Genomic DNA, 23303 nt, shown 5'->3' with positions numbered 1-23303 from the left:
CTTAGCGGCCCCGGATCAATCAGTGCTTCATGTGCATGTGGTCGTGCCCACCGCCCATCTCGGCGTTGAGCGCCCGTACCTCTGCCTGCACTTCCAAGGTTTCCTTGCCACCCTTGGCATCTTCCACGGTCAGGGTCAGCGGGACTTTGTCACCCTCCTTCACCTGCTGGGTCAAGCCCATCAACATCACGTGATAGCCATTGGGGTCCAGGCTTACCGGCTTGCCGGCTGGCAGCTGCACGGCCTCGACCTGTTTCATGCCCATCACATCACCGTTCATGGTCATCTCATGCACTTGCACAGTCTTGGCCACAGGCGATGCTACCCCTATCAGCTTGCTGTCGCTGCTGGCAGTCAGGGTCATGAACGCACCGGTGGACTGCTGGTGCGGTACGCTGGCACGTACCCAGGCATCGCTGACAGTGGTCTGGGCCAAAGCCGGCAGCGCCAGGCCCAGCAGGGCAATAGCGGCCAGGCCGCGCTTGAACGGGTGCAGTGAAACAGCCATTAGCAGATCTCCATCAGGGTGACCAGGTCTTCGGCGCATTCCTTGGCGTTCAGGGAATGGCCCAGGCTCAGGCGCAGGGTGCCACGCGTGTCGTAGACGTAGCTGGTGGACGAATGTGAGATGGTGTAGGTATCACCGGCCGGGACCTTCTCGTAGAACACCTTGAACTCCTTGGCCACCTCGGCGATTTCCTCCGGGGTGCCAGTCAGGGCCATGAACGAGGGGTCGAAGGCCTTGACGTAGGCGTCGAGCACTTCGGGGGTGTCGCGCTCAGGGTCCAGGGTGATGAACACCACCTGGAACAGATCGCGGTCGCGGCCCCGGAGCTGCTTGCGGATTTGCGCCGCTCGCGCCAACGTGGTCGGGCAGACTGCCGGGCACTGGGTGAACCCGAAGAAGATCATCGGCATGCTGCCGTAGAAGCTCGACAGGGTGACGTCGTTGCCCTTGGTATCCTTGAGACGGAACTTGCGCCCCAGGATTTCGTTGCTCATGTTCTTGCCGTACTTGAACTCGAGCCCTCGGGCCGGGTTGCAGCCTGCCAGCAGGCCGAGCCCGAGAACGCCCATCCCGGCGACGACTGCGCGCCGGGTCAACAGATCATTCATGGAACCATCCTTTAAAGGGAAGGTGCCGACCCTCGGGACGGGCCGGCCGAAAAACCGGGGCATTCTGGCATGACGCCCCAAGCGCTTCTACCCGACCAAGGCGGTGATGGCTTGCAGCCCTTTAAACACGGGCTGCGGCCTGTTGTCGCAGGGGTTGAATCCGTAACAGTTTGTTGCTAAGAGCTGGTGGCCAGCCGTTCGCCAAACTACCGATCAGTAGTACGCGTTTTCTTTCTGGGTGTGGTCAGTCACATCCCGCACGCCCTTGAGCTCCGGAATACGTTCGAGCAGGGTCCGCTCGATGCCGTCCTTCAGGGTTACGTCGGCCTGACCGCAGCCTTGGCAACCACCACCGAACTGCAACACGGCAATGCCGTCGTCGACCACATCCACCAGGCTGACCTGGCCACCGTGGCTGGCCAGACCCGGGTTGATCTCGGTCTGCAGGTAGTAGTTGATACGCTCGTTGATCGGGCTGTCTTCGTTGACCATCGGTACTTTGGCGTTCGGCGCCTTGATGGTCAGCTGGCCGCCCATGCGGTCGGTGGCGTAGTCGACCAGCGCGTCTTCCAGAAACGGCACGCTGACGGCATCTAGGTAGGCAGTGAAGCTCTTCAGACCCACGGCGGTGTCGTCAGGCTTTTCTTCGCCCGGCTTGCAGTAGGCAATGCAGGTTTCGGCGTACTGGGTGCCCGGCTGGGTGATGAAAACGCGGATGCCGATGCCAGGCGTGTTCTGCTTGGAAAGCAGATCGGCCAGGTAATCATGGGCGGCGTCGGTAATGGTTATAGCGCTCATGGAAGTTCCTCACAGACTTGCGGCCAAGTGTACGCCAAGCTGGCCTTCGAACAAAGTCCTAGCATTTGACTCGGGAAAGAGCAAACGCCGGCGTTTGCTCCCGCGGTGCCGCCAGCCACGCCTGCATCCGCTGGTACAGGCCCCGTTCCAGCCACTGGTAACTGAACCACGACATTAGTCCAATGGACGGCACGCACAGCGCAAAGACCAGGTAGGGGTTCAAGTGCAGGCGCTGGCTGGCGAACCAGCCCGCGTACAGCACCAGTACGTGGATCAGGTACACCGAGTACGAGCAGTCCCCCAATGCCTTGAGCAGCCGGTTGCCCTGAAAGTACGGCTCAAGCGCTACAAATGCCAGCACTATCAGTGCACCGGGAAGGCCCCAATGCAAGAGCCGTTGGGACGCGTCCAGGTGGTAGATCGCGTAGCCCGCCACGCCCAGCACCGCCAGCGGCAACCACAACCCCTCGCGCACCAGGCCGCGGCGGTACAGCACACCGATGCCGATACCGAGCAGAAACTCGTAGATGATGCCGTTGTTGTAGAAGCGGCTGAGCACGCCAAGGCGGCCCAGCACTTCGCTGACCAGTAGCAGTGCAGCGGTCACCAGCAGCAACTGATGGCGCTGCCGGACAAGGAATGCCAGGCCAAACAAAAGGTAGAAGAACATCTCGAAGTTCAGCGTCCAGCCAACGTTCAAGGTCGGGTACAGGCCGTAGCCACCTGGGTTCTCTGCCGGAATGAACAGCATCGACAGCAACAGGTGATGCCAGGTGAATGCCTGGTGTGGCATCCATTGGCTGAAGGCCAGCAGCAGTAGCGCCATCAACAGGGTGTAGAACCAGTAGGCAGGGACGATTCGCAACGCGCGGTTGAGCAGGAACCGACGCGGCTCAACGGGCTTGTCTCGGGTCGAAAGGTAGATTACCAGCCCGCTGATGACGAAGAAGATGTCGACGCCCACCGCGCCGCGGTCAGTGAGCAGTTGGCCGATGGGGCCAGTGGCATGGAAGTCGAAAAAGATCTGCATGAAATGGTGGCAGACCACCACCCAGGCGGCGAACGCCCGCAGTGCCTGAAGCGAATACAGCATGGATCACCCTGCGATTGCCTTGGTGCATTGAGGCCACAGTGGGGCTGCCTGGCAGCCCCGGACCACCCAACCTTTCCGACCGCAGGTGTGCCGGAAAGGTCAGCTCAACCGATCAGAGGTTCTCGTAGCGGTTCATGTCCAGCACCCCGGCCTCCAACGGCTGGGTTTCCTTGATATAGGTGCTCAGGTCGTGGAAGTAACGCCAGAACTGCGGGTGGCTGCGGCGCACGCCCCAACGCATGACGATGCGCTCGAACTTGGCAGCATCGTCGCGCGCGTATTCCATGTCTTCGACGAACTCAGGCACATCCGCCGCCGGGATGTTGAAGATGAAATTCGGGTAACTGCTGAGCACCCCGGGGTACAAGGTCAGGGTATCGAGCCCCGGCTGGTAGCGCGCGGCCTCGCCCAGCAGGAACGCGACATTGCTGTGCGCACGGTTGCGCAGCAGGCTGTAGACCTGACGCTGGCCGCCTTGCCCTTCGATGCGCAGCAAGGTGGCTTCAGGCAACTGGTTGATCACCTTAAGGCCTGCGGCCGGGCGTGATACGAGACGGCTGAGCGACTGCTCGACGTTACGGAATTCTTCATTCATCTGCGGCCGCGAGCAGTAAGCACCCTGGCAGCGGTTGATCGGATCGGGCGCGGCGTTCAGGCTGCCGGTGCGCTGCAGCAGCTTGAGGCCGAAGTCGCGCTTGGGGTCGCGTGGGTCGAGCCTGATGCCGCTCGGCGTGTCAGTGTCGATGTCTTCATAGTCGAGCCACATCTTCACTTTGCCGCTGTTCTGGTACCAGTCGCTGAGAATTGCACCACGCTGGTCCGCTGGCATCAGGCGCAGGAAGTTGACCTCGGCACCATTGCGGATCAGGTCGAAGTACAGCCGCGTCTGCAACTGGTGCGAGACATTGCCGAATACATCGAAGTTGACCGCCAGCTGGTAATAGGTGCGTTCGAATAGCGGGTAGTCGAACAGCCACACCGTCAGCGGCACATCGCCGACCAGGCCCTTGGTCACCGAAGCGCTGTCGAAGTGGCGGAAGATGCTGAGCAGCGCATTGTCGTTGCCGGCCCACAGGGTCGACCAGCCCGGCGCCGGCATTTCGGCGTAGGCCTCGCGACGCAGTTTTTCATACTCGTTGCGCTTGTCACGGTAGGCATGCCAGAGGTTGAGCACACTGCCCACGTCATCGATCTGGCCCGGCATGGCGAGCAACGGTGTGGCCTGGCCACGGTACGCCGCATCGGTGACGTAGCGGTCGTGCGCCGGTTCCTGGAACAGCGCCCAGAAGTTATCGCGGATCACATCGGTAGCGATCTGCCCACGGCACACTGGGCCACGGATGAAGGTGCGGACGAAGTACTCGGCGTTGTCCAGCATGAACTGGTAGCGCGCCACCGCCGGGATCGCCTCGAAGGTCTCGAACGGGTTGGCCCGGTGGCGCGGCCCATAGCCCGGCAGCGCGCTGGCGTGCCAGTCACCGGCATAGAACAGCTGCTTCACGCGCTTGAGCTTTTGCGGCCCCATCGGGTAGGTGATGTGGGTTTTATGGACGATCACACCCTGCACCGGAATCAACCGGTAATAAAAGTCGGTACCCGGCGGGTCGTTGGGGCGGCGCGTGGCAATCAGGTCGACCGGCTGGCCGCTGGGCGTGCGCGAACGCACCCACTGGAAGAAGTGGCCCTGCTCGCCGCCGACGAAATGGATGTGCGCCAGAAACAGGTGCTCGTACAGCCAGCGCCCGACCAAGGCCTCGGTAGAGCCCGGTCGATTGAGCAGTTCTTCCCAGTCGGTAATCTGTTTGGCCTCGGCCGCGCTGGGTTGAATGGGCTCATACTCGACCGGCGCACCTGCAGCCAGCCAACCCTGCAGGGTCTGGTATTCCTTATCGGTCAGGCCAGTGACCGCCAGCGGCATACCCTCTTTGGGGTGGGCGCCGGCATAGGCATCGAACTCATGGGGCAACGGGCACATGTTGTTGCGCGCAAGCCCCAGGACGATATCGTCGGGCAGCTTGGCGTTGGGGGTAAGCGGCGCCTTGTGCCCCAGCTCCAGCATGCGTGCCATCAATGCGGCCTGGCTGCCCTGGCCGTCTAGCACGGAATAGAAGCCCTTCTTGCGCCACTGCTCTTCGCTGTGCGCATCGTAGAACAGCCGTGTGGTCGGGACTGCCTTGCTCCTTTCACCTTGGTACACCGGCACCTTGGTTGCACCACGCACTGCGCCTTCGGGGCTCTCCAGCTTCAGCTGGCAGGCGGCGTCGTTACAGGCATGGCAGGCCACGCACTTCTCGGTGAAAATCGGTTGAATGTCCCGGGTGTAGGAAATTACCGCGCTCGATATGGGGGCTTGTGCGAGCGCGACGCTGCTGAGCAGCAGCGCGAAAGCGCCGACAAGAAAACGATGCACCATGTGCCGAAAGTCCTGGGTTCTAGAAAAGCCATCACGTTTGCCTGGTCGACCATGGGTGCTTCACGGCGCAACATGAACGAAATTCATGCGAATGGCCAATGCGCCTAAAAACCGCGCAGCTTTGTTATGATTCCGCACCTTCTGATATTCGCCCGACCAGGTAGTTCCTATGTCCGACCGCAGCGCTCGTCTCCAAGCACTCCAGCACGCACTCAATGAGCGCATTCTGATCCTCGACGGCGGCATGGGTACTATGATCCAGAGTTACCGCCTCGAGGAACACGACTATCGTGGCACGCGCTTCGCCGATTGGCCAAGCGATGTAAAAGGTAACAACGACCTGCTGCTGCTCAGCCGCCCCGATGTCATCGCTGCCATCGAGAAGGCGTACCTGGACGCCGGCGCCGATATTCTCGAAACCAACACCTTCAACGCCACACAGATTTCCCAGGCCGACTACGGCATGGAGTCGCTGGTCTACGAGCTGAACGTCCAGGGCGCGCGCATCGCCCGCCAGGTGGCGGACGCCAAGACCCTGGAGACGCCGGACAAGCCACGCTTCGTTGCCGGCGTGCTCGGCCCGACCAGCCGCACCTGCTCGATTTCCCCGGACGTCAACGACCCCGGCTACCGTAACGTCACCTTCGACGAACTGGTGGAAAACTACATCGAGGCGACCCGCGGGCTGATCGAGGGTGGCGCCGACCTGATCCTCATCGAGACCATCTTCGACACGCTCAACGCCAAGGCGGCGATCTTCGCCGTGCAGCAGGTGTTCGAAGATGACGGCATCGAACTGCCGATCATGATCTCCGGCACCATCACCGATGCCTCGGGCCGTACCTTGTCCGGCCAGACTACCGAAGCGTTCTGGAACTCGGTACGCCATGCCAAGCCGATTTCCGTTGGCCTGAACTGCGCGCTGGGCGCGAAGGACCTGCGCCCTTACCTTGAAGAGCTGTCGACCAAGGCCGACACCCACGTTTCCGCCCACCCCAATGCCGGCCTGCCGAACGCCTTCGGCGAGTACGACGAAACCCCGGCCGAGATGGCTGCCGTGGTCGAAGAGTTCGCGGCCAGTGGTTTCCTCAACATCATCGGCGGTTGCTGCGGTACCACGCCAGGGCACATCCAGGCCATCGCCGAGGCCGTGGCCAAATACAAACCGCGCCAGATCCCGGAAATCGCCAAGGCCTGCCGGCTGTCGGGCCTGGAACCGTTCACCATCGACCGCCAGTCGCTGTTCGTCAACGTCGGTGAGCGCACCAACATCACCGGCTCCGCCAAGTTCGCCCGGCTGATCCGCGAAGAGAATTACACCGAAGCGCTGGAGGTCGCCCTGCAGCAGGTAGAGGCCGGTGCTCAGGTAATCGACATCAACATGGACGAAGGGATGCTCGACTCCCAGGCAGCCATGGTCCGTTTCCTCAACATGATTGCAGGCGAGCCGGACATCTCGCGCGTGCCGATCATGATCGACTCGTCGAAATGGGAAGTGATCGAAGCAGGCCTCAAATGCATCCAGGGCAAGGGCATCGTCAACTCGATCTCCATGAAAGAAGGCGTCGAGCAATTCAAGCACCACGCCCGCCTGTGCAAACGCTACGGCGCGGCCGTGGTAGTGATGGCCTTCGACGAGGTCGGCCAGGCCGACACCGCCGCGCGCAAGAAGGAAATCTGCCAGCGCAGCTACGACATCCTGGTCAATGAAGTCGGCTTCCCGCCGGAAGACATCATTTTCGACCCGAACATCTTCGCCGTCGCTACCGGCATCGAAGAGCACAACAACTATGCCGTGGACTTCATCGAGGCCTGCGCCTACATCCGTGACCACCTGCCACATGCGCTGAGCTCGGGCGGCGTGTCCAACGTGTCGTTCTCGTTCCGCGGCAACAACCCGGTGCGCGAGGCGATCCACTCGGTGTTCCTGTTCCACGCCATCCGCAACGGGCTGACGATGGGTATCGTCAACGCCGGCCAGCTGGAAATCTACGACGAGATCCCGGCCGAGCTGCGCGAGCGGGTCGAGGACGTGGTGCTCAACCGCACCCCCGAAGGTACCGATGCATTGCTGGCCATCGCCGACGACTACAAAGGCGGCGGTGCCACCAAGGAAGTCGAGAACGAGGCCTGGCGCTCACTGCCGGTCGGCAAGCGCCTGGAACATGCGCTGGTCAAAGGCATCACCGCACACATCGTCGAAGACACCGAGGAGTGCCGCCAGCAATGTGCGCGCCCGATCGAAGTCATCGAAGGGCCGCTGATGAGCGGCATGAACGTGGTTGGCGACCTGTTCGGCGCCGGCAAGATGTTCCTGCCGCAGGTGGTCAAGTCGGCGCGGGTGATGAAGCAGGCCGTGGCCCACCTGATCCCGTTCATCGAGGCCGAAAAAGGCGACAAGCCCGAAGCCAAGGGCAAGATTCTCATGGCGACGGTCAAGGGCGACGTGCACGACATCGGCAAGAACATTGTCGGCGTGGTCCTGGGCTGCAACGGCTATGACATCGTCGACCTCGGCGTGATGGTACCGGCAGAGAAGATCCTGCAGACCGCCCGCGACGAGAAGTGCGACATCATCGGTTTGTCCGGCCTGATCACCCCGTCGCTGGACGAGATGGTTCATGTTGCCCGGGAAATGCAGCGCCAAGGCTTCGAGCTGCCGTTGATGATCGGCGGCGCCACCACGTCCAAGGCCCATACCGCAGTCAAGATCGAGCCCAAGTACAGCAACGATGCGGTGATCTATGTGACCGACGCCTCCCGCGCGGTAGGTGTGGCCACCCAGTTGCTGTCCAAGGAACTCAAGCCCGGCTTCGTTGAAAAAACCCGCCTGGACTACATCGAAGTGCGTGAACGCACTGCCAACCGCAGTGCCCGCACCGAGCGCCTGAGCTACGCGCAGGCCGTGGCGGCCAAGCCGAAATACGACTGGGCCGCTTATCAGCCGGCGGTCCCTGCCTTCACAGGCGTCAAGGTGCTGGACAACATCGACCTGCGCACCCTGGCCGAGTACATCGACTGGACGCCGTTCTTCATTTCCTGGGACCTGGCCGGCAAGTTCCCACGCATCCTCACCGATGAAGTGGTGGGTGAAGCGGCAACCTCGCTGTACAAGGATGCCCGCGAGATGCTCGACAAACTGATCGACGAGAAGCTGATCAGTGCGCGCGCCGTGTTCGGCTTCTGGCCAGCCAACCAGGTTGCCGATGACGACATTCAGGTCTACGACGACAACGGTCAGCCCCTGGCCACCTTGCACCACCTGCGCCAGCAGACCATCAAGCCCGATGGCAAGCCGAACTTCTCCCTGGCCGACTTTGTCGCGCCCAAAGACAGCGGCGTCACCGACTACATGGGTGGCTTCATCACCACCGCCGGCATTGGTGCCGAGGAAGTGGCCAAGGCTTACCAGGACAAGGGCGACGACTACAGCTCGATCATGGTCAAGGCCCTCGCCGACCGCCTGGCCGAGGCCTGCGCCGAGTGGCTGCACGAGCAGGTGCGTAAAGAGCACTGGGGTTATGCGCGCGACGAGCACCTGGACAACGAGGCACTGATCAAGGAACAGTACAGCGGCATCCGCCCTGCCCCAGGCTACCCGGCCTGCCCGGACCATACCGAAAAAGAAACGCTGTTCCGCCTGCTCGACGGCACAGCCATTGGTGAAACCGGCCCCAGCGGCGTGTTCCTCACCGAGCACTTCGCCATGTTCCCGGCTGCGGCGGTCAGCGGCTGGTACTTTGCTCACCCGAAAGCGCAGTACTTTGCCGTGGGCAAGGTCGACAAGGACCAGATCGACAGCTACAGCGCACGCAAGGGCCAGGATGTCAGCGTCAGCGAGCGCTGGCTGGCACCGAACCTGGGGTACGACAGCTGACGTTCGTGGGGCCGCTTTGCGGCCCCATTTGCCATCTACACTGTCCCTGACTGCCTCTGAATATCCAAGGAGCCAGCATGGACGATTCCAGTCAAGGCAAACCCCCTACCTTCTGGCAGATGCTGCACAGCATCCTTGCCGCCGCGCTGGGTGTGCAGAGCGGCAAGAACCGCGCGCGCGACTTCACCCATGGCAAGGCCAGCCACTTCATCGCGCTGGGCGTACTGTTCACCTTGGTGTTCATCCTGATCCTGATCGGCCTGGTACGACTGGCGCTGCACCTGACCGCCCACTGAAACGCAACCCGCCCGCGTAATTCCCTTGCGCGGGCGGCTCAGGTTGCATCACGGCCTGGAGCTGAGGCTATTGGTGGCTGACCCAGTACACGGCAGTGACCACCACCAGAACGATCAGGCAGAGGATCGCCCAGGCATCGACGCTGCTGTCAGCTTTGCGGACCTTGGTTGTATTTCCCATTGCATTGCCTCTTGTAGTGGTTATGGGAATGCACTTCACAACCAGCAGTTAAGACGAGCAATGCCCTTCTCTCAAGCAGGGTTTTTCAGTAGTCGACAGGTGACGTCAGGAAGGGATACCGGTAAGTCGGCGGGCGTCCTTGGGCGCTGAAACGCTGGAAGTCGACACCATAGTCGTCCTGTTCCGCCAGCTTGAGCCAACGCTTTGCCTTGTCTGGATCGATCGACTGCAAAACCGGCATCACATGGTCGCGCTGACCATCCCGTGCGATATCCACACCATAGGCATCGTCATGCAGCATGACCATGGCCCAGCCGCCGAGACTGAAATGCCCACCCATCAGCACCCCCAGGCGCCCTTCGATACGCGCTCTCAAGGCCTCGGGGGAGCTGTTGACGGCGCTGAACACTACATCTTGCCCAGGCTTGCGCCCCGCAGCCTCGAACGCGCGCATGGCGCCAAAGGCCATTTCGTCGTTGGCCGACCACACCAGCTTGATATCCGGGTAGCGCTGCTGCAACTGCTGCGCCTGTTCAAAGGCGCGCTGGCGGTTCCAGCCACCGTAAACCACCTGCCGCAGGCGCACCTGAGGGAAGTCGGCCAAGGCGCGACGCATGCCTTCTTCACGCAACTGCGAGGCGGGCGTGGTCTTGAGCCCGGCGAAAGCCACCAGGTCCACCGGCTCGTTACTGGGCGGCAGCAAAGCGACCATCTGGTGCAGCATCTGGTAACCGGCCTGCTCGTCATTGGCCGTCAAGGCCCCTAACAAAGCGCCGTACTTTGCGGGCTGGGCTTGAATGCTGCTAGCCTGGCTGGCGGTCAGCCCGTTGTTGACCAGTAACAGCTTGACCCCGCTACCTTGCGCCAGGCGAATGATCTGCGGCGCAACGTACCGCTCGTTGACCAGCACGAGGTATTCCGGGCGCTGCGGGCCCTTGAGCACCGCCCGGGCCTGGCTCAGGGCGCGCTCGGGATTACGGGCGCTGTATTGCACCTGCAGCGCCATGCCCAGGTCATCAGCCGCCGCTTGCATGAAGCGCGAGTAACTGACCCAGAACGTCTCTGCGGGTAGGCCCGGATTGAGGAAAACCACCGAAGCGGCCTGAACGCTGGCTGCCAGCGGCAGGCTCAGGCACAAGCTGTAGCACAATGCCTTGAGCATGCGGTTACATCCTTACCAACAAACCCGCGAGTATAAACCTGCGGCGCTGAGTGACGGATAAACGCCAGTCAATCTCACTTAGTTCGTTTGGTTCTTTTCATATGCAAAAACATCACTTTAGCGCATAAACGCAACCTGATATCGTTTCCCCGCTCCGAACCGGAGTGCGCGGCCGTGCGCGCGAATAGCTGCATGCAGCCTGAGACAGGACTTTTATGTACGTATACGACGAGTACGATCAGCGGATCATCGAGGACCGCGTCAAGCAGTTCCGTGATCAGACCCGCCGCTACCTGGCCGGTGAGCTGAGCGAAGAAGAATTCCGCCCTCTGCGCCTGCAGAACGGCCTCTATATCCAGCGTTTCGCCCCGATGCTGCGTGTCGCCGTGCCCTACGGCCAGCTGAACGCCCGCCAGGTTCGCACACTGGCCAAGATCGCCCGCGATTACGACAAGGGCTATGCCCACATCTCCACCCGCCAGAACGTGCAGTACAACTGGCCGGCACTTGAAGACATCCCGGACATCCTTGCCGAACTGGCCACCGTGCAGATGCACGCGATCCAGACCAGCGGCAACTGCCTGCGCAACACCACCACCGACCAGTTCGCCGGTGTTGCCGCAGACGAAATCATCGACCCGCGCCCCTGGTGCGAGATCGTCCGCCAGTGGACCACCTTCCACCCGGAATTCGCCTACCTGCCGCGCAAGTTCAAGATCGCGATCAACGGCTCGAAAGAAGACCGCGCGGCCATCGAAGTGCACGACATCGGCCTGGAGCCGGTGCGCAACGCCGCCGGTGAGCTGGGCTTCCGCGTGCTGGTCGGTGGCGGCCTGGGCCGTACTCCGGTGGTCGGTTCGTTCATCAACGAATTCCTGCCGTGGCAAGACCTGATCAGTTATCTGGACGCCATCCTGCGCGTGTACAACCGTTACGGCCGTCGTGACAACAAGTACAAGGCGCGGATCAAGATCCTGGTCAAGGCCCTGACCCCGGAAGTGTTCGCCGAGAAGGTCGAGGCCGAAATGGCCCACCTGCGTGGCGGCAGCACCACCCTGACCGAAGAAGAAGTACAGCGTGTTTCGCGCCACTTCGTCGACCCGGACTACCTGGCCCTGGACAACGTCGACTACAGCGCCCAGGACGCCGAATACCCAGGCTTCGCCCGCTGGCGCTCGCGCAACACCCGCGCCCACAAGCGCCCTGGCTACGTGGCCGTGACCCTGTCGCTCAAGCCCACCGGCGTTGCCCCGGGCGACCTGACCGACAAGCAGCTGGACGCCGTGGCGGACCTGGCAGAGCGCTACAGCTTCGGCTTCCTGCGCACCTCGCACGAGCAGAACATCATCCTCGCCGACGTCGAGCAGCGTCAGCTGCACGCCCTGTGGATGGAGCTGCGCGAAGGTGGTTTCGCCACGCCGAACATCGGCCTGCTGACCGATATCATCTGCTGCCCTGGCGGTGACTACTGCTCGCTGGCCAACGCCAAGTCGATCCCGATCGCCGAATCCATCCAGCGCCGCTTCGACGACCTGGACTACCTGTTCGACATCGGCGAGATCGACCTGAACATCTCCGGCTGCATGAATGCCTGCGGCCACCACCACGTCGGCCACATCGGCATCCTCGGCGTGGACAAGAAGGGCGAGGAGTTCTACCAGGTGTCCCTGGGCGGCAACGCCGCGCGCGACGCGAGCCTGGGCAAGATCCTTGGCCCGTCCTTCGCCCAGGACGACATGGCCGACGTGATCGAGAAGCTGATCGCCGTGTACGTGGAGCAACGTACCGAGGAAGAGCGCTTCATCGACACCTACCAGCGTATCGGCATCGACCCTTTCAAGGAACGCGTCTATGCAGCGAATCATTAAGAACAACCAGATCGTCGACGAAACCTGGCACCTGCTGCCCAAGGAAACCACGATCGACGAACTGACCAACTGCGACGACTACATCGTCCCGCTGCAACTGTGGCGTGACCATGCCCATATGCTCAAGGCTCGCGACGGTGGCCTGGGCGTGTGGCTGGACAGCGATGAACAAGCGGAAGAGATCGGTGATGACGTGCAGTACTTTCAGGTCATCGCCCTGAACTTCCCGGCCTTCACCGATGGGCGCAACTACTCCAATGCGCGCCTGCTGCGCGACCGCTACCAGTTCAAGGGCGAGCTGCGCGCCATTGGCGACGTACTGCGTGACCAGTTGTTCTACCTGGCCCGCTGCGGTTTCGATGCCTTCGCCATCCGTGCCGACAAGGACCCGGAAGATGCCCTGCAAGGGCTGAAGGACTTCTCGGTGACCTACCAGGCCGCCACCGACGAGCCGCTACCGCTGTTCCGCCGCCGTTGATCGTCTCCCGGCATGGCCCACCGCACGGTGGGCCATGCTGCAGTTCATGCAGCCACCTCGCTGCACGGCTTTTCAACCCCTGCGGTCAATGGGCCTTCTGCTTACCCCCCAGGGATCCAGTTCTGCAGCCCCGTCCCGTTCTGCCCGCAGCCGAGCCAGTGCTTCACGCACGCGCTCCATGACCGTCTCACTCAGCTGGTTCTGTTCGAGGTTGACCGTGTGCGGGTGCGCTTCGACCCAGCTCAACGCCTCCTCGCTCAATGTCACGATCCGGTTGCCACGCAAGTCTACGACCAGGTTTGGCTGGCGCTGCAGCAACGCCAGAGGAAAACTGCGAAGGCCCGTGGCACGCAACGACACGTACTGCAGGTGAACGTTGTAGCGCAACTGTGGCGCTACCCCTAATGGGTTAGCGTCAAGGTTTAGCACCTCCAGCCTGGAGAACCATTCCAGCCGCAACTGGCTTTGCGCGTCGAGTGTTATGAGATTGTTCTGCATGAAGAGCTGGGTCAACCTGCCCAGAAGATTCAACTGTGCCGGGACAGTGAGCAAGCGGTTCGCTGCGACATCGAGAGTGCTCAGTTGCACAAGGTTGCCAATACTGTCCGGCAACGCACTCAGGAGATTACCGCTCAATTGCAAGCTTTCAAGGCTTGCCAGTTGCCCAATCCGCCCATCAAGCGCAGCGATCTGGTTGAAGGAGAGGTCCAGATGGGTCAGTTCGGTCAACTGCTCGATGCCAGCCGGTAGATCGGCAAGTTGATTGCCACTGAGGTCCAGAGCGTTCAATTCGCTCAAGTACTGCAACCCCGGCACCGTTTCGAGCATGTTGCCACCAAGGTTCAATGTGCGCACCCGCGGCAAGTGCTCAAGCCCATCAAGCGTTCGCAAGCAATTGCCAGAGAAGTCGACTGTTTCCAGATTGGGAAAACGACGCAGGAAATCAGCCTCGATAACCGTAATCTGATGGTTGCACACTGACAGGTCACGTATTTGTTCAAACATGATGCCTGGGGGCAGCACGGGTAAAGAACTGACGGTCCACCCTTCGCTGCTCGAACGCCGGGGCGGGACATCATTGCTGTAATCCGACTGCCAGAAATGGCGCAGGACACCCGCCAGATAGGACCGCGCCAGATATTCCGGGTCGCCAGGCTCCCCGCACCACATCGCCAGGCTACTGTCCAGACGCCTCGACAGATGGGCAAACGCGCGCGAGCCAGGACCATGAGGTAGCTCGAGTCGATACCACGTCCGGTAGTTGCCGCGGGCCAGCGCCAGCGTCAACGCGACCTCCTCCTGCGTGCGCTGCTCTGCAATTCCAGCGCCTGCATTGCTCGGTGCCTGCTCTTGCTCGCCATTGGCCGCTAGTGCGGCTTGCCGTTCTGTGTAGGCTTGCCGTATGGCCGCGAACTGATCGGCGTACGCGAGCCGTACATGATCCTGCCAGAATGCCTGCTGAGCCAGGAACTGGCTCAGCGCCTCAGCTGTTTCGGCCTCGTACACCGCGGCCTCGGCTGCGACCAGTTGGTCCGGCGTCACGTTGGCGACATGCTTGAAACTCAGATAGGTCGGTTGGCCGTAGATACCCAGCGACTCTGCAAGCTGTACCCGGAAGGCCAGGTAAATCTCACTTGGCTTGAAGGGCACCGAGCGCTGGCTCAGGCTTTCGATGTACCGCTCAGCGAAGCGGTTCACCTGATCAAGCCTGAACAACTCACGGCCCAGGCTGCGCAGCGCTTGCTCGACTTGCCTACCGCGCACGCCATCGGTGCGCAACGCCACCTGCAGGTGGACGATCAAGGCATCGAGGTCGGCGCCTGCGCCTGGTACCGCTGCCTGATGGAATACCGCCCGTCGAATATGAGCATGGTTGTACATGGCATAAAGCAGCTCACCAACACGACGCCGCATGTCTTCGGTTTCAAGAGCAAATTTTTCGGTCTGCAGCAACGCTGTGAGAAAAGCAAAGAACTCTTCGCAGCCTGGCTCTTGCGCCAGCGCCTGCCAGTACCTGCGACGCGGCGCAGCCTCGCGCTCGGTCAGCCCTTCGAGCCACGGGGCAATGCCCTCTGCGCCCTGCTGGCCGATCGCTTCAGGCTCGATCGCCAGCCGCTCGAGTGCAACCGGTGATAGCGGATTGCCCTGCAAGCTTGCGCAGCCGGGGTTGGCGCGTAACCAGCCGGCCTGCGCTTCACTGATGTCGACGATGCGGTTGTTACGCAAATCGAGCTGTTCCAGCTGTGCCAGTGCACTGGTATCCGGTATCGAGGTCAGCCGGTTGGAAGACAAGTCCAGGCGCCGTACATTGGGAAAGCGGGCGAGCAAGCCCTCGCCGAGCGCCGTCAGATCAAGATTGCGCAGTACCAGGGAAGTCACATGGTCGAAGTGAACGCGCTCCGGCAGTTCGGGCAGACTACCCAGGCGTGAACCCTCCAGAATCAACGCAGGATGGCCGTCAGTGTCGTGAGTGCGACGTTGCCAGGCGTGACGAATCCGCCGTGCCATGCGCGCCCGCCGGATCAACTGAATCGGCCCCGACGATTGCCGACGCCACAGCCCCAACGCCTGATCAAGCGTTCGCAGCTCTTCACACAGGCGCAGGTAGTGATTCCAAGGTGTCAGCCCAAGCGTGCGGGCGCTCTGCTCAAACTGCTCCATCGCGCTTTCGTCGAAATCGGGGAACAGCCGTTGAATACCCCGACGCAATGCGCGATTGCTGCTTTCGCCACGGCCACTCAAGGGGTAACCCAGGCGCCCGTCGCCCAGCCGTACCGGCGGCCTGAAACCAAGGCCGACTGGCGCCATGCGCAACAGTGAAGCGGCGAGCTCGCGTTCTTCGCTGGCCCATTGCGACATGGCCTGGGCCAGTGTTTCGGGGGCGTCGCTGGCATCGCCCAACATTCGTTTCTGCCAGGGATCGAGCTGCAGCAACAGGGCCTGGAACAGGCTGTCGTCAGCTCTGGCCAATGGCAACGGGTTTGCGCGCGCATCCAGCGCCTGATACCCCTGGGCCGTTCGAAGCACGGTGCGTACCTCGCTGGCCGCTTGCGCTCCGGCCGACGCAGTCATTTCACCCGACAGCGTGTCACCGCGCAGCTCGATGCGCACTCCTCGCCACGGTGCGCGCTCGGCGATCATGCCCAATGCCAGTTGCTCGGTATCACGATTGATTGCTGCGGTTTGAAGCAGGCCCGCACAAGCGCGGTCCAGGCGCGTATCGCGCACGTACCAGCGCGCCTGCTCGGCCAAGGCCAACGGCACACGCTGGTGCGCGAGCATATGCTCCACCTGGTCCTCGGGCGCATGTTCGATGATCTCACGCGCACCCATTACCGACAGGCCGGGAAAGTCCCGGCGAAGCAGGGTTTCGGCTTCGCCGGGCATGGGCTGCTGAGCCTGCAGCTGCCGCTCGAAGGCCTCCCCGTTCAGCTCTGGCCGCTGAGCGTGCAACTGCTGCCTCTGCACCGCATCGTGCAAGCGCGCCGGCGCCTGTGCCTGTTCCACATGCAAACGGCGCAGTTGGTCCTGGTTGAACCCCGTTGCCCGCATCACCGCGTGTATGGCCTGCTCATCGAGGTGCCCCCAGCCCGCGTCGAGGTCCTGAAACAGCTCAGCGCTGGCGTGCCATTCCTGGGGCGTCTCCAGTTCATGCTGCCAGCAAGCGCCCTCGTTGCCCTCGAGCAGCGGCGCATAAGCATTGGGACGCACGGGATGGCGGATGCGACGCTGCTGCGTTTGAGCTTCCAGGTAGGTCAAATGGCTGGCCAAGGGTGTACGCACATACTCTGCACCTTGCAGACTGATCAACTCACCGACTGCGCCTCGGTCTCGGACGGCATAGCCTGGCAGCCTGGGGTCACTCAACTTCAATGTATGTTCATCCGTGTAGACCGGCACTAGATCTGCGACGCGAGCATCCTCCACCAGGCGGTGCGAAGCCGCGCCTGCGCCGGCATTGACTGCTGTCATAGCCACGGTTTGCGCTACGCAATACAAGTGCTCCAGCGCGCTCTGGCGGTCCCCCAAGCGCCAATCGGCATAGCCCTCGTACACGTCGTCAGCCACCTGCAACGCGGTGATCCCCAGCAATGGCAAAGCCAGTGCAGGTAGCGCGAAGCTCGCCAGGCCCAACGCATCGATGGCAAAGCTCAGGTAGAAATGCAGGCGCCTGTCGCGCTGCTGCGCGTCCACTTCGGCAGTGGGTATGGCGTGCACTTTGGCATTGTCCAACAGGGTGTCGATCAGTTGGCGGCGCAGGTATTCGAACAACGGCTGCTCGATAGGCTCGTAACGACCATCGAGCTGGACCGGCACATTCTCGGCAGTATCACTCAGCGCCTGGGTCAAGGCACGGGTGTAGGCACTCCGGTCACGCTCACCGATAAAGCGTTCGAAGAATTCGACGTAACCGGGCAAACGGAACTGTTTACCCAACGTCATGAACAGCGATGCCCAAGAGGTATACCAGGTCAGCGGGCCTTGAGGATCATCAGGGATCCAGCACAATATGCCCTCGAACTCGTCACCGGTCGCGCGCTGATGGGTTATCTCGAACGCCACCGCGCCCCGCACCAGCCGGCCGAACACACGCAGTTGCATGGGCCGCAGCCCAGAGATGGAGGGGGGTGTAGCTGAGATCAAGTCAATCAGCGGGGCACAGTGTTCATAGGCATGCCTTGCTATTTCACCATTGACCAGTGCCAGCCTCAGCGCCGCCTCGAGACTCGTGCGATAACCTGCCTCGATCAGCGTGCTCAGTTGTTTCCCCGCTTCACCACCGGGCGTCAACTGCGCGCGCAGGTACGCCTGGTAACGCCCCCCCAGGTCGAGCGAGCGGCACAGGGCAAAGAATGCTTTGGGCGAGAGCGCGCAAGCATTCCCTGATGCATCCAGCACCGCAGTGCCCTGCATGATGCTGGTGGCGAACGTTTCACCTTCGGTAAAGTTATGCAACGCCGATTGCAGCAGGCTGTGCTGGTAGATCTGCTCTTTGACCCCATCCGGCACGTGCGCAACATGCGAGGGATATCGCTGCAGGGTTCTGCGCCGCAGCGTGGCCCGACGCACATCGACACCAAGTTGATGTTCCGCCTGCAGAGCTTCTCGCAGCAGCGGCTCGGCAAATGCATCGAGTGGGGTGATCCGCGCCAGCCATTCGTGCAACTGATGCTGTACCTGCTGTTGTCGCTGCTGGCTCTGGAGCAAGCTGTTGAGGGTGTCGGACGCAAGTTCGGTCAGCCAGGCGGGCAAGCGACTGGCAATCAAGGCATTGGTGGAGTCATCAGTGAACGGCTGACTGGGCATCGCGGGCTCCTAGGGCGCAAAACAGCGATTGCACCACCGCGTGACGAGGCTTTTGCGTTAACTATTGCAACCTGCCGACGTGACAGACGTTCACGTTTGCACAAGCCCTGCCGATAACAGTTACAACTACTGACCAGAAAGGAAGCTGGCGATGAACCCGATCACCTCAGTGGTGCGCCTGCCCCCTGTCGCCCACATCACCCACCGTGCACCGCAGGTACCAGCCACCCTGCCGACAGAAGCGCCGATGACATCCCCGAGCACGGTGGTAAGCCTTGGCCAGCAAGAAAGCCGCGTCGACACCCAGACCTACACGGCCAAAGGTACCCTCGGTAAAGCGCAGACACAGTATGTGTGGGAGCAGGACGGCATCGACAAACTCAGCATGTACATGCTGAGCGCCATTCAGGCTTCCTCCCCAGCAGCGCGCTTCCAAGGGCTTGGTGCTGCCCTGTTGGAGCAACTGGCGGCCAGCGGTGGCCAGCGTATCTCGCAATCCGGGCTGGCGATCGATGATGGCGCGACAACCGACCCGTTGCTGCTGGCCATGCAGCAGGCCAGGTTGCGCGAACACGCCACCAGCAGCGTCAGCTTCAACCTCACTACCGGCTCAGGCGCCACCGTGACGGTGGGGCTCTACAGCAGCACCAACGGCCTGGCCGTGGATGCCGACGTGCAAGACGGTACGTTGACCACTGACGAGCTCAAAGGCTTGGCAGCGCTGGCGAGCAGCTTCCAGGCTGCCCTCAACGGGCTGACCCAGGAACCACCCAGCCTGCAGCTGGGCGCACTGGTCAAGCTCGACCCGGCGCTGTTCACCGGTTTGCAATTGAATGCCAAATTGCAGAATGCAAGCGGCGACCAGCAAACCTTCGACCTGCAACTGAACGAAGATTCCCGCAACCTCACACTGCAAGGCGCCAACGGCACGGTCAGGATGAACCTCGACACCCAGGGCGGCGCGCTGCTGGGCAGCCAGGCTCAGCGTCAGGCAGCTGTGGCCAATTACCTGACCCAGTTCGATGCAGCGCAAAAGCGCGGCCATGGTGACGCGCAACTGATGGCACTGTTCAAGGATGCCTTCAGCCAGCTCAACAGCGTGGACGATACCAGCAAGCGCCCTGCAGGCCATGACCTGGCGCAGAACACGGCCAGCCGCCTGCTGTTGAGCGGCCTGGCCGACTTCGATGCCTCGATCACGCAGACCGAACAGAAGATCAATCCGATGCGGCCTGAAGAAGTGGACCACTTCGACTACAAGGTTTCGCAATCGACCACTCTGCAAGGCCCGGCAGCGACCCTGACCGTGGAGCAGGCGCAACAGGCAAGCATGAAAGCCGCCTGGCATGAAGGCTTGAACCCGCTCGTCGGCCTGACCCTGACCCGCGACAACAAAACGCAGAACTACAGCTATCACACGATCGACGACCAATCCCGCAGCAGCACTCGCCTGGCGTTCGCCGACAACGCCCTGGTCGAGGCGACCGCGACTCAAGAGGCCAGCCAGCAAGAGCGCGTGCGCACCTATCAGGAGGGCGTGCTGCAGGACGATACGACCCATAGCGCAGCGGCCGCCCAGTCTCGCGAACTGCTGGACATGCTTGACGAGATGCTCAGCCAGGATCGGGCTGCGCGGCGTGCAGGGCTGGCCTCTACGCTGCAAGAGCAAGTGGCTGGCAGGGGCCATCTGTGGCGACTGCAGTCGGCTCCGGGGCAGATCACCACGTGAGTCGAGACTGACAGGGCTTATTTACGGCGTTCGAATCACGAGCCCAGGGGTGACTCGTGATTTCTGGTCAAAAGACCTTGGCGTTGTGCCGTCTTAATCAAGCCCTGCAAAACTTGCACACTGCTCCCCATTCGAACGAGGTCGGCAGCAGGGCGCCCAAGCTCTGGTTCAACCTCAATCACTCAGCAGGAGCAGCCCCATGAGCATTCCATCCTTCGGCCTTGGCACCTACCGCCTCACCGGCCAGGCCGTCATCGACTCGGTAAAGTCCGCCCTGGCGCTGGGCTACCGCGCCATCGACACCGCGCAGATCTACAAGAACGAAGCCGACGTAGGCCAGGCCATTGCCGAAAGCGGCGTACCGCGCAGCGAGCTGTTCATCACCACCAAGATCTGGGTCGACAACCATGGCGCATACAAGCTTGCCCAAAGCTTGCGCGAGAGTCTGACCAAGCTGCGTACCGACTACGTCGACCTGCTGCTGATCCACTGGCCAGCCCCAGGCAAGGGCATCGAACTGGCCGAGTACATGACAGCTTTGGCCGAAGCCAAAAAACTCGGCCTGACCCGTCAGATCGGCGTGTCAAACTTCAACATCGAACTCACCCGCCAAGCCATCGAGGTGGTCGGCAAAGGCGAAATCGCCACCAACCAAGTCGAGCTCAGCCCCTACCTGCAAAACGCCAAACTGGCTGCCTACCTCAAGGATCAGGGCATCACCCTCACCTCGTACATGACCCTGGCCTACGGCAAAGTGCTGAAGGACCCGGTGCTGGCCGAGATCGCCGCCAAGCACAAGGCCACGGTCGCCCAGGTGGCCCTGGCCTGGGCCATGCAGCAGGGATACGCAGTGATCCCCTCCTCCACCAAGCGCGAGAACCTGGCCAGCAACCTGCTCGCCTGCAGCCTGAGACTGGATGCCGACGACATGGCGCGCATCGCCTCGCTCGAGCGCAATGGCCGTGAAGTCAGCCCGGATGGCCTGGCGCCCGCCTGGGACTGATTACCCGCTGCATGTCGGTACCGGCCTGTTCCTGGCCGGTACCACTGCTCATTGACCTTTGAACCGGAGCTCCTGATGAGCACGCTTTCCCCAAAACGGGTTTTGTTTGCCCTGGCTATCGGCGCCTTCGGCATCGGTACCACCGAATTCACGCCCATGGGCCTGCTGCCGGTAATCGCGCAAGGCGTCGATGTGAGCATCCCCAGCGCGGGCATGCTGATTACCGCCTATGCCATCGGCGTGATGGTCGGTGCGCCGATCATGACCCTGCTGTTCAGCCGCTTTGGCAAACGCGCCGCACTGATGGCGCTGATGGCCATCTTCACCCTCGGCAACCTGCTCTCGGCACTCTCCCCGGACTACTACACCTTGCTCGCCTCGCGGCTGGTCACCAGCCTCAACCACGGTGCCTTCTTCGGCCTGGGCGCAGTGGTCGCCGCCAGCGTGGTCCCCAAGGACAAACAGGCCAGTGCCGTGGCAACGATGTTCATGGGCCTGACCATCGCCAATATCGGCGGCGTACCTGCGGCGACCTGGGTCGGCCAGCAGGTCGGCTGGCGCATGGCCTTTGCCGGTACTGCAGTACTCGGCCTGTTGGCCATGGCCGCCCTGTGGTACGCGCTGCCCAAAGGTGAGCGTGGCAGCGTGCCCCACGTGCGCAAAGAGCTGGCGGTCATCGCCCGCCCCAGCGTGCTGTTGGCGATGGCTACCACCGTGCTTGGCGCCGGCGCCATGTTCACCCTGTACACCTACGTAGCGCCGGTGCTGGCGGAACTGACCGGCGCTTCAAACAGCTTCATCACCCTCGGCTTGGTGCTGATCGGTGTCGGTTTCACCTTGGGCAACAGCCTGGGTGGGCGCCTGGCCGACTGGTCGCTGGACGGCGCTGCGCGCATCTTCCTCGGTGCTCTGGCGCTGATCATGTTGCTGATGCCGCTGCTACTGGGCAGCCACATTGGTGCGGCCGTCGCGCTGCTGGTCTGGGGCGTGTTCACCTTCGCCGTGGTGCCGCCCTTGCAGATGCGCGTCATGACTGCCGCCATCGAGGCACCAGGGCTTGCATCGTCGATCAACGTCGGCGCATTCAACCTTGGCAATGCCGTTGGCGCGGCACTGGGTGGCACGGTGATCAGCCTGGACCTGGGCTATGCCGCAGTGCCCATGGCCGGCGGCGTGCTGGCGGCGGCGGCCCTGGTGCTGGTATGGCTGGGCGGGCGCGGCAAGGCTGTCGACAAGGCCTTGGGCGCCGCGGTTTAGCCGCTGGCGCAAGCGCTGTACTCTTGCAACGGGCGCAATTATGAAGTGCCCGTTGCAGCCATTCCCCCCAATGCCGCTACAGCAGTACTCTCCTCTACGCCAACCACCGCCAAGGAGTCCCCCCATGTCCCGCCCTCCATTGCCTCCCTTTACCCGCGAAAGCGCCATCGAAAAAGTCCGCCTGGCCGAGGATGGCTGGAACAGCCGTGACGCGGCCAAGGTATCGCTGGCATACACCCCCGATACCGTATGGCGTAACCGTGTCGAGTTCCCGCGGGGCCGTGCCGAGGTCCAAGCCTTTCTGGCCCGCAAGTGGAACCATGAACTGGAGTACCGACTGATCAAGGAGTTGTGGGCATTCACCGACAACCGCATTGCGGTGCGCTATGCCTACGAATACCACGACGACAGCGGTCAGTGGTTCCGTGCCTATGGCAACGAAAACTGGGAATTCGCCGCCGATGGCCTGATGCACAATCGCCACTCGAGCATCAACGAGCAGCCTATCGCCGAAGCGGACCGCAAGTTCCGCTGGCCCTTGGGACGTCGCCCGGACGACCATCCGGGGCTCAGCGAACTGGGGCTATGACCGCCTTGGGGGCAGAGGGTCGATGCGCCTACTGGCAATGACATCAGGTCGTCCGCGTGTGGGTCATGTCGAACAGCTACTGCCAAAAATGCCAGTTTCCGGCTTCTCTCCCTCCCATTACGCTTTTCTGCGCAAC

General features: G+C 62.1%; 15 protein-coding genes. 8 read left to right on the top strand and 7 right to left on the bottom strand.

From position 1 onward, the window contains the following. Positions 1-19: 19 nt before the first annotated feature. The 5 genes from EGJ09_RS03820 to EGJ09_RS03800 form a co-directional block, all read right to left on the bottom strand. The gene (locus EGJ09_RS03820; protein WP_046787231.1) at positions 20-508 is read right to left on the bottom strand and encodes a copper chaperone PCu(A)C; all 489 of its coding nucleotides are present in this window, start codon (positions 506-508) and stop codon (positions 20-22) included. Continuing rightward, the gene (locus EGJ09_RS03815) at positions 508-1116 is read right to left on the bottom strand and encodes an SCO family protein (RefSeq protein WP_012313788.1); all 609 of its coding nucleotides are present in this window, start codon (positions 1114-1116) and stop codon (positions 508-510) included. Before EGJ09_RS03815 ends, EGJ09_RS03820 begins: the two co-directional genes overlap by 1 nt. A gap of 213 nt (positions 1117-1329) precedes the next feature. Beyond that, entirely contained in the window at positions 1330-1914 is a 585-nt protein-coding gene (gene nfuA, locus EGJ09_RS03810) for a Fe-S biogenesis protein NfuA (protein WP_012313787.1), read from the bottom strand. 58 nt (positions 1915-1972) lie between these two features. Beyond that, positions 1973-3007 carry an acyltransferase gene (locus EGJ09_RS03805; RefSeq protein WP_125923262.1) on the bottom strand — a complete coding sequence of 345 codons (1035 nt, stop codon included), beginning with the start codon at positions 3005-3007 and terminating at the stop codon, positions 1973-1975. A 112-nt stretch (positions 3008-3119) separates the two neighbouring features. Further along, entirely contained in the window at positions 3120-5420 is a 2301-nt protein-coding gene (locus EGJ09_RS03800) for a fatty acid cis/trans isomerase (protein WP_125923261.1), read from the bottom strand. 169 nt (positions 5421-5589) lie between these two features. Between EGJ09_RS03800 and metH the strand changes: the two genes are divergently transcribed. Continuing rightward, the gene (metH, locus tag EGJ09_RS03795) at positions 5590-9297 is read left to right on the top strand and encodes a methionine synthase (RefSeq protein ID WP_119688654.1); all 3708 of its coding nucleotides are present in this window, start codon (positions 5590-5592) and stop codon (positions 9295-9297) included. A gap of 77 nt (positions 9298-9374) precedes the next feature. Beyond that, a complete protein-coding gene (locus tag EGJ09_RS03790; RefSeq protein WP_125923260.1) occupies positions 9375-9593 on the top strand; it encodes a DUF2970 domain-containing protein in 219 nt (72 codons plus the stop codon). A gap of 266 nt (positions 9594-9859) precedes the next feature. Here the strand turns inward: EGJ09_RS03790 and EGJ09_RS03785 are convergent, their stop codons facing one another. Next, positions 9860-10936: an ABC transporter substrate-binding protein gene (locus EGJ09_RS03785; RefSeq protein ID WP_115275296.1), complete on the bottom strand. Its 1077-nt coding sequence runs from the start codon at positions 10934-10936 to the stop codon at positions 9860-9862. 215 nt (positions 10937-11151) lie between these two features. Here EGJ09_RS03785 and EGJ09_RS03780 point away from each other — a divergent pair, with 215 nt between their 5' ends. Together EGJ09_RS03780 and EGJ09_RS03775 are read left to right on the top strand one after the other, a co-directional pair. Further along, positions 11152-12804: a nitrite/sulfite reductase gene (locus tag EGJ09_RS03780; protein WP_125923259.1), complete on the top strand. Its 1653-nt coding sequence runs from the start codon at positions 11152-11154 to the stop codon at positions 12802-12804. Further along, positions 12788-13282, top strand: a complete 495-nt coding sequence (locus EGJ09_RS03775) for a DUF934 domain-containing protein (protein ID WP_115275297.1) — start codon at positions 12788-12790, stop codon at positions 13280-13282. The genes EGJ09_RS03780 and EGJ09_RS03775 overlap by 17 nt, the downstream gene beginning before the upstream one ends. Positions 13283-13354: 72 nt before the next feature. Here the strand turns inward: EGJ09_RS03775 and EGJ09_RS03770 are convergent, their stop codons facing one another. Beyond that, a complete protein-coding gene (locus tag EGJ09_RS03770) occupies positions 13355-18589 on the bottom strand; it encodes an NEL-type E3 ubiquitin ligase domain-containing protein (RefSeq protein ID WP_125923258.1) in 5235 nt (1744 codons plus the stop codon). Between the two features lie 151 nt (positions 18590-18740). Here EGJ09_RS03770 and EGJ09_RS03765 point away from each other — a divergent pair, with 151 nt between their 5' ends. The 4 genes from EGJ09_RS03765 to EGJ09_RS03750 all read left to right on the top strand — a co-directional run bounded on the left by EGJ09_RS03765 (position 18741) and on the right by EGJ09_RS03750 (position 23167). Further along, positions 18741-20318, top strand: coding sequence for a hypothetical protein (locus EGJ09_RS03765; RefSeq protein WP_125923257.1), 1578 nt, complete (start codon positions 18741-18743; stop codon positions 20316-20318). A 199-nt stretch (positions 20319-20517) separates the two neighbouring features. Next, positions 20518-21321, top strand: a complete 804-nt coding sequence (gene dkgB / locus EGJ09_RS03760) for a 2,5-didehydrogluconate reductase DkgB (protein ID WP_125923256.1) — start codon at positions 20518-20520, stop codon at positions 21319-21321. Between the two features lie 75 nt (positions 21322-21396). Continuing rightward, positions 21397-22578: an MFS transporter gene (locus EGJ09_RS03755; protein ID WP_115275301.1), complete on the top strand. Its 1182-nt coding sequence runs from the start codon at positions 21397-21399 to the stop codon at positions 22576-22578. A 124-nt stretch (positions 22579-22702) separates the two neighbouring features. Then, a complete protein-coding gene (locus EGJ09_RS03750; RefSeq protein ID WP_046787243.1) occupies positions 22703-23167 on the top strand; it encodes a DUF1348 family protein in 465 nt (154 codons plus the stop codon). Positions 23168-23303 lie beyond the last annotated feature (136 nt).

Source organism: Pseudomonas sp. p106 (genome assembly GCF_003936645.1).
GTDB lineage: Bacteria > Pseudomonadota > Gammaproteobacteria > Pseudomonadales > Pseudomonadaceae > Aquipseudomonas > Aquipseudomonas putida_E.
Note: the sequence above shows the minus strand (reverse complement) of the source record. Positions and strands in the feature narration are given on the sequence as shown.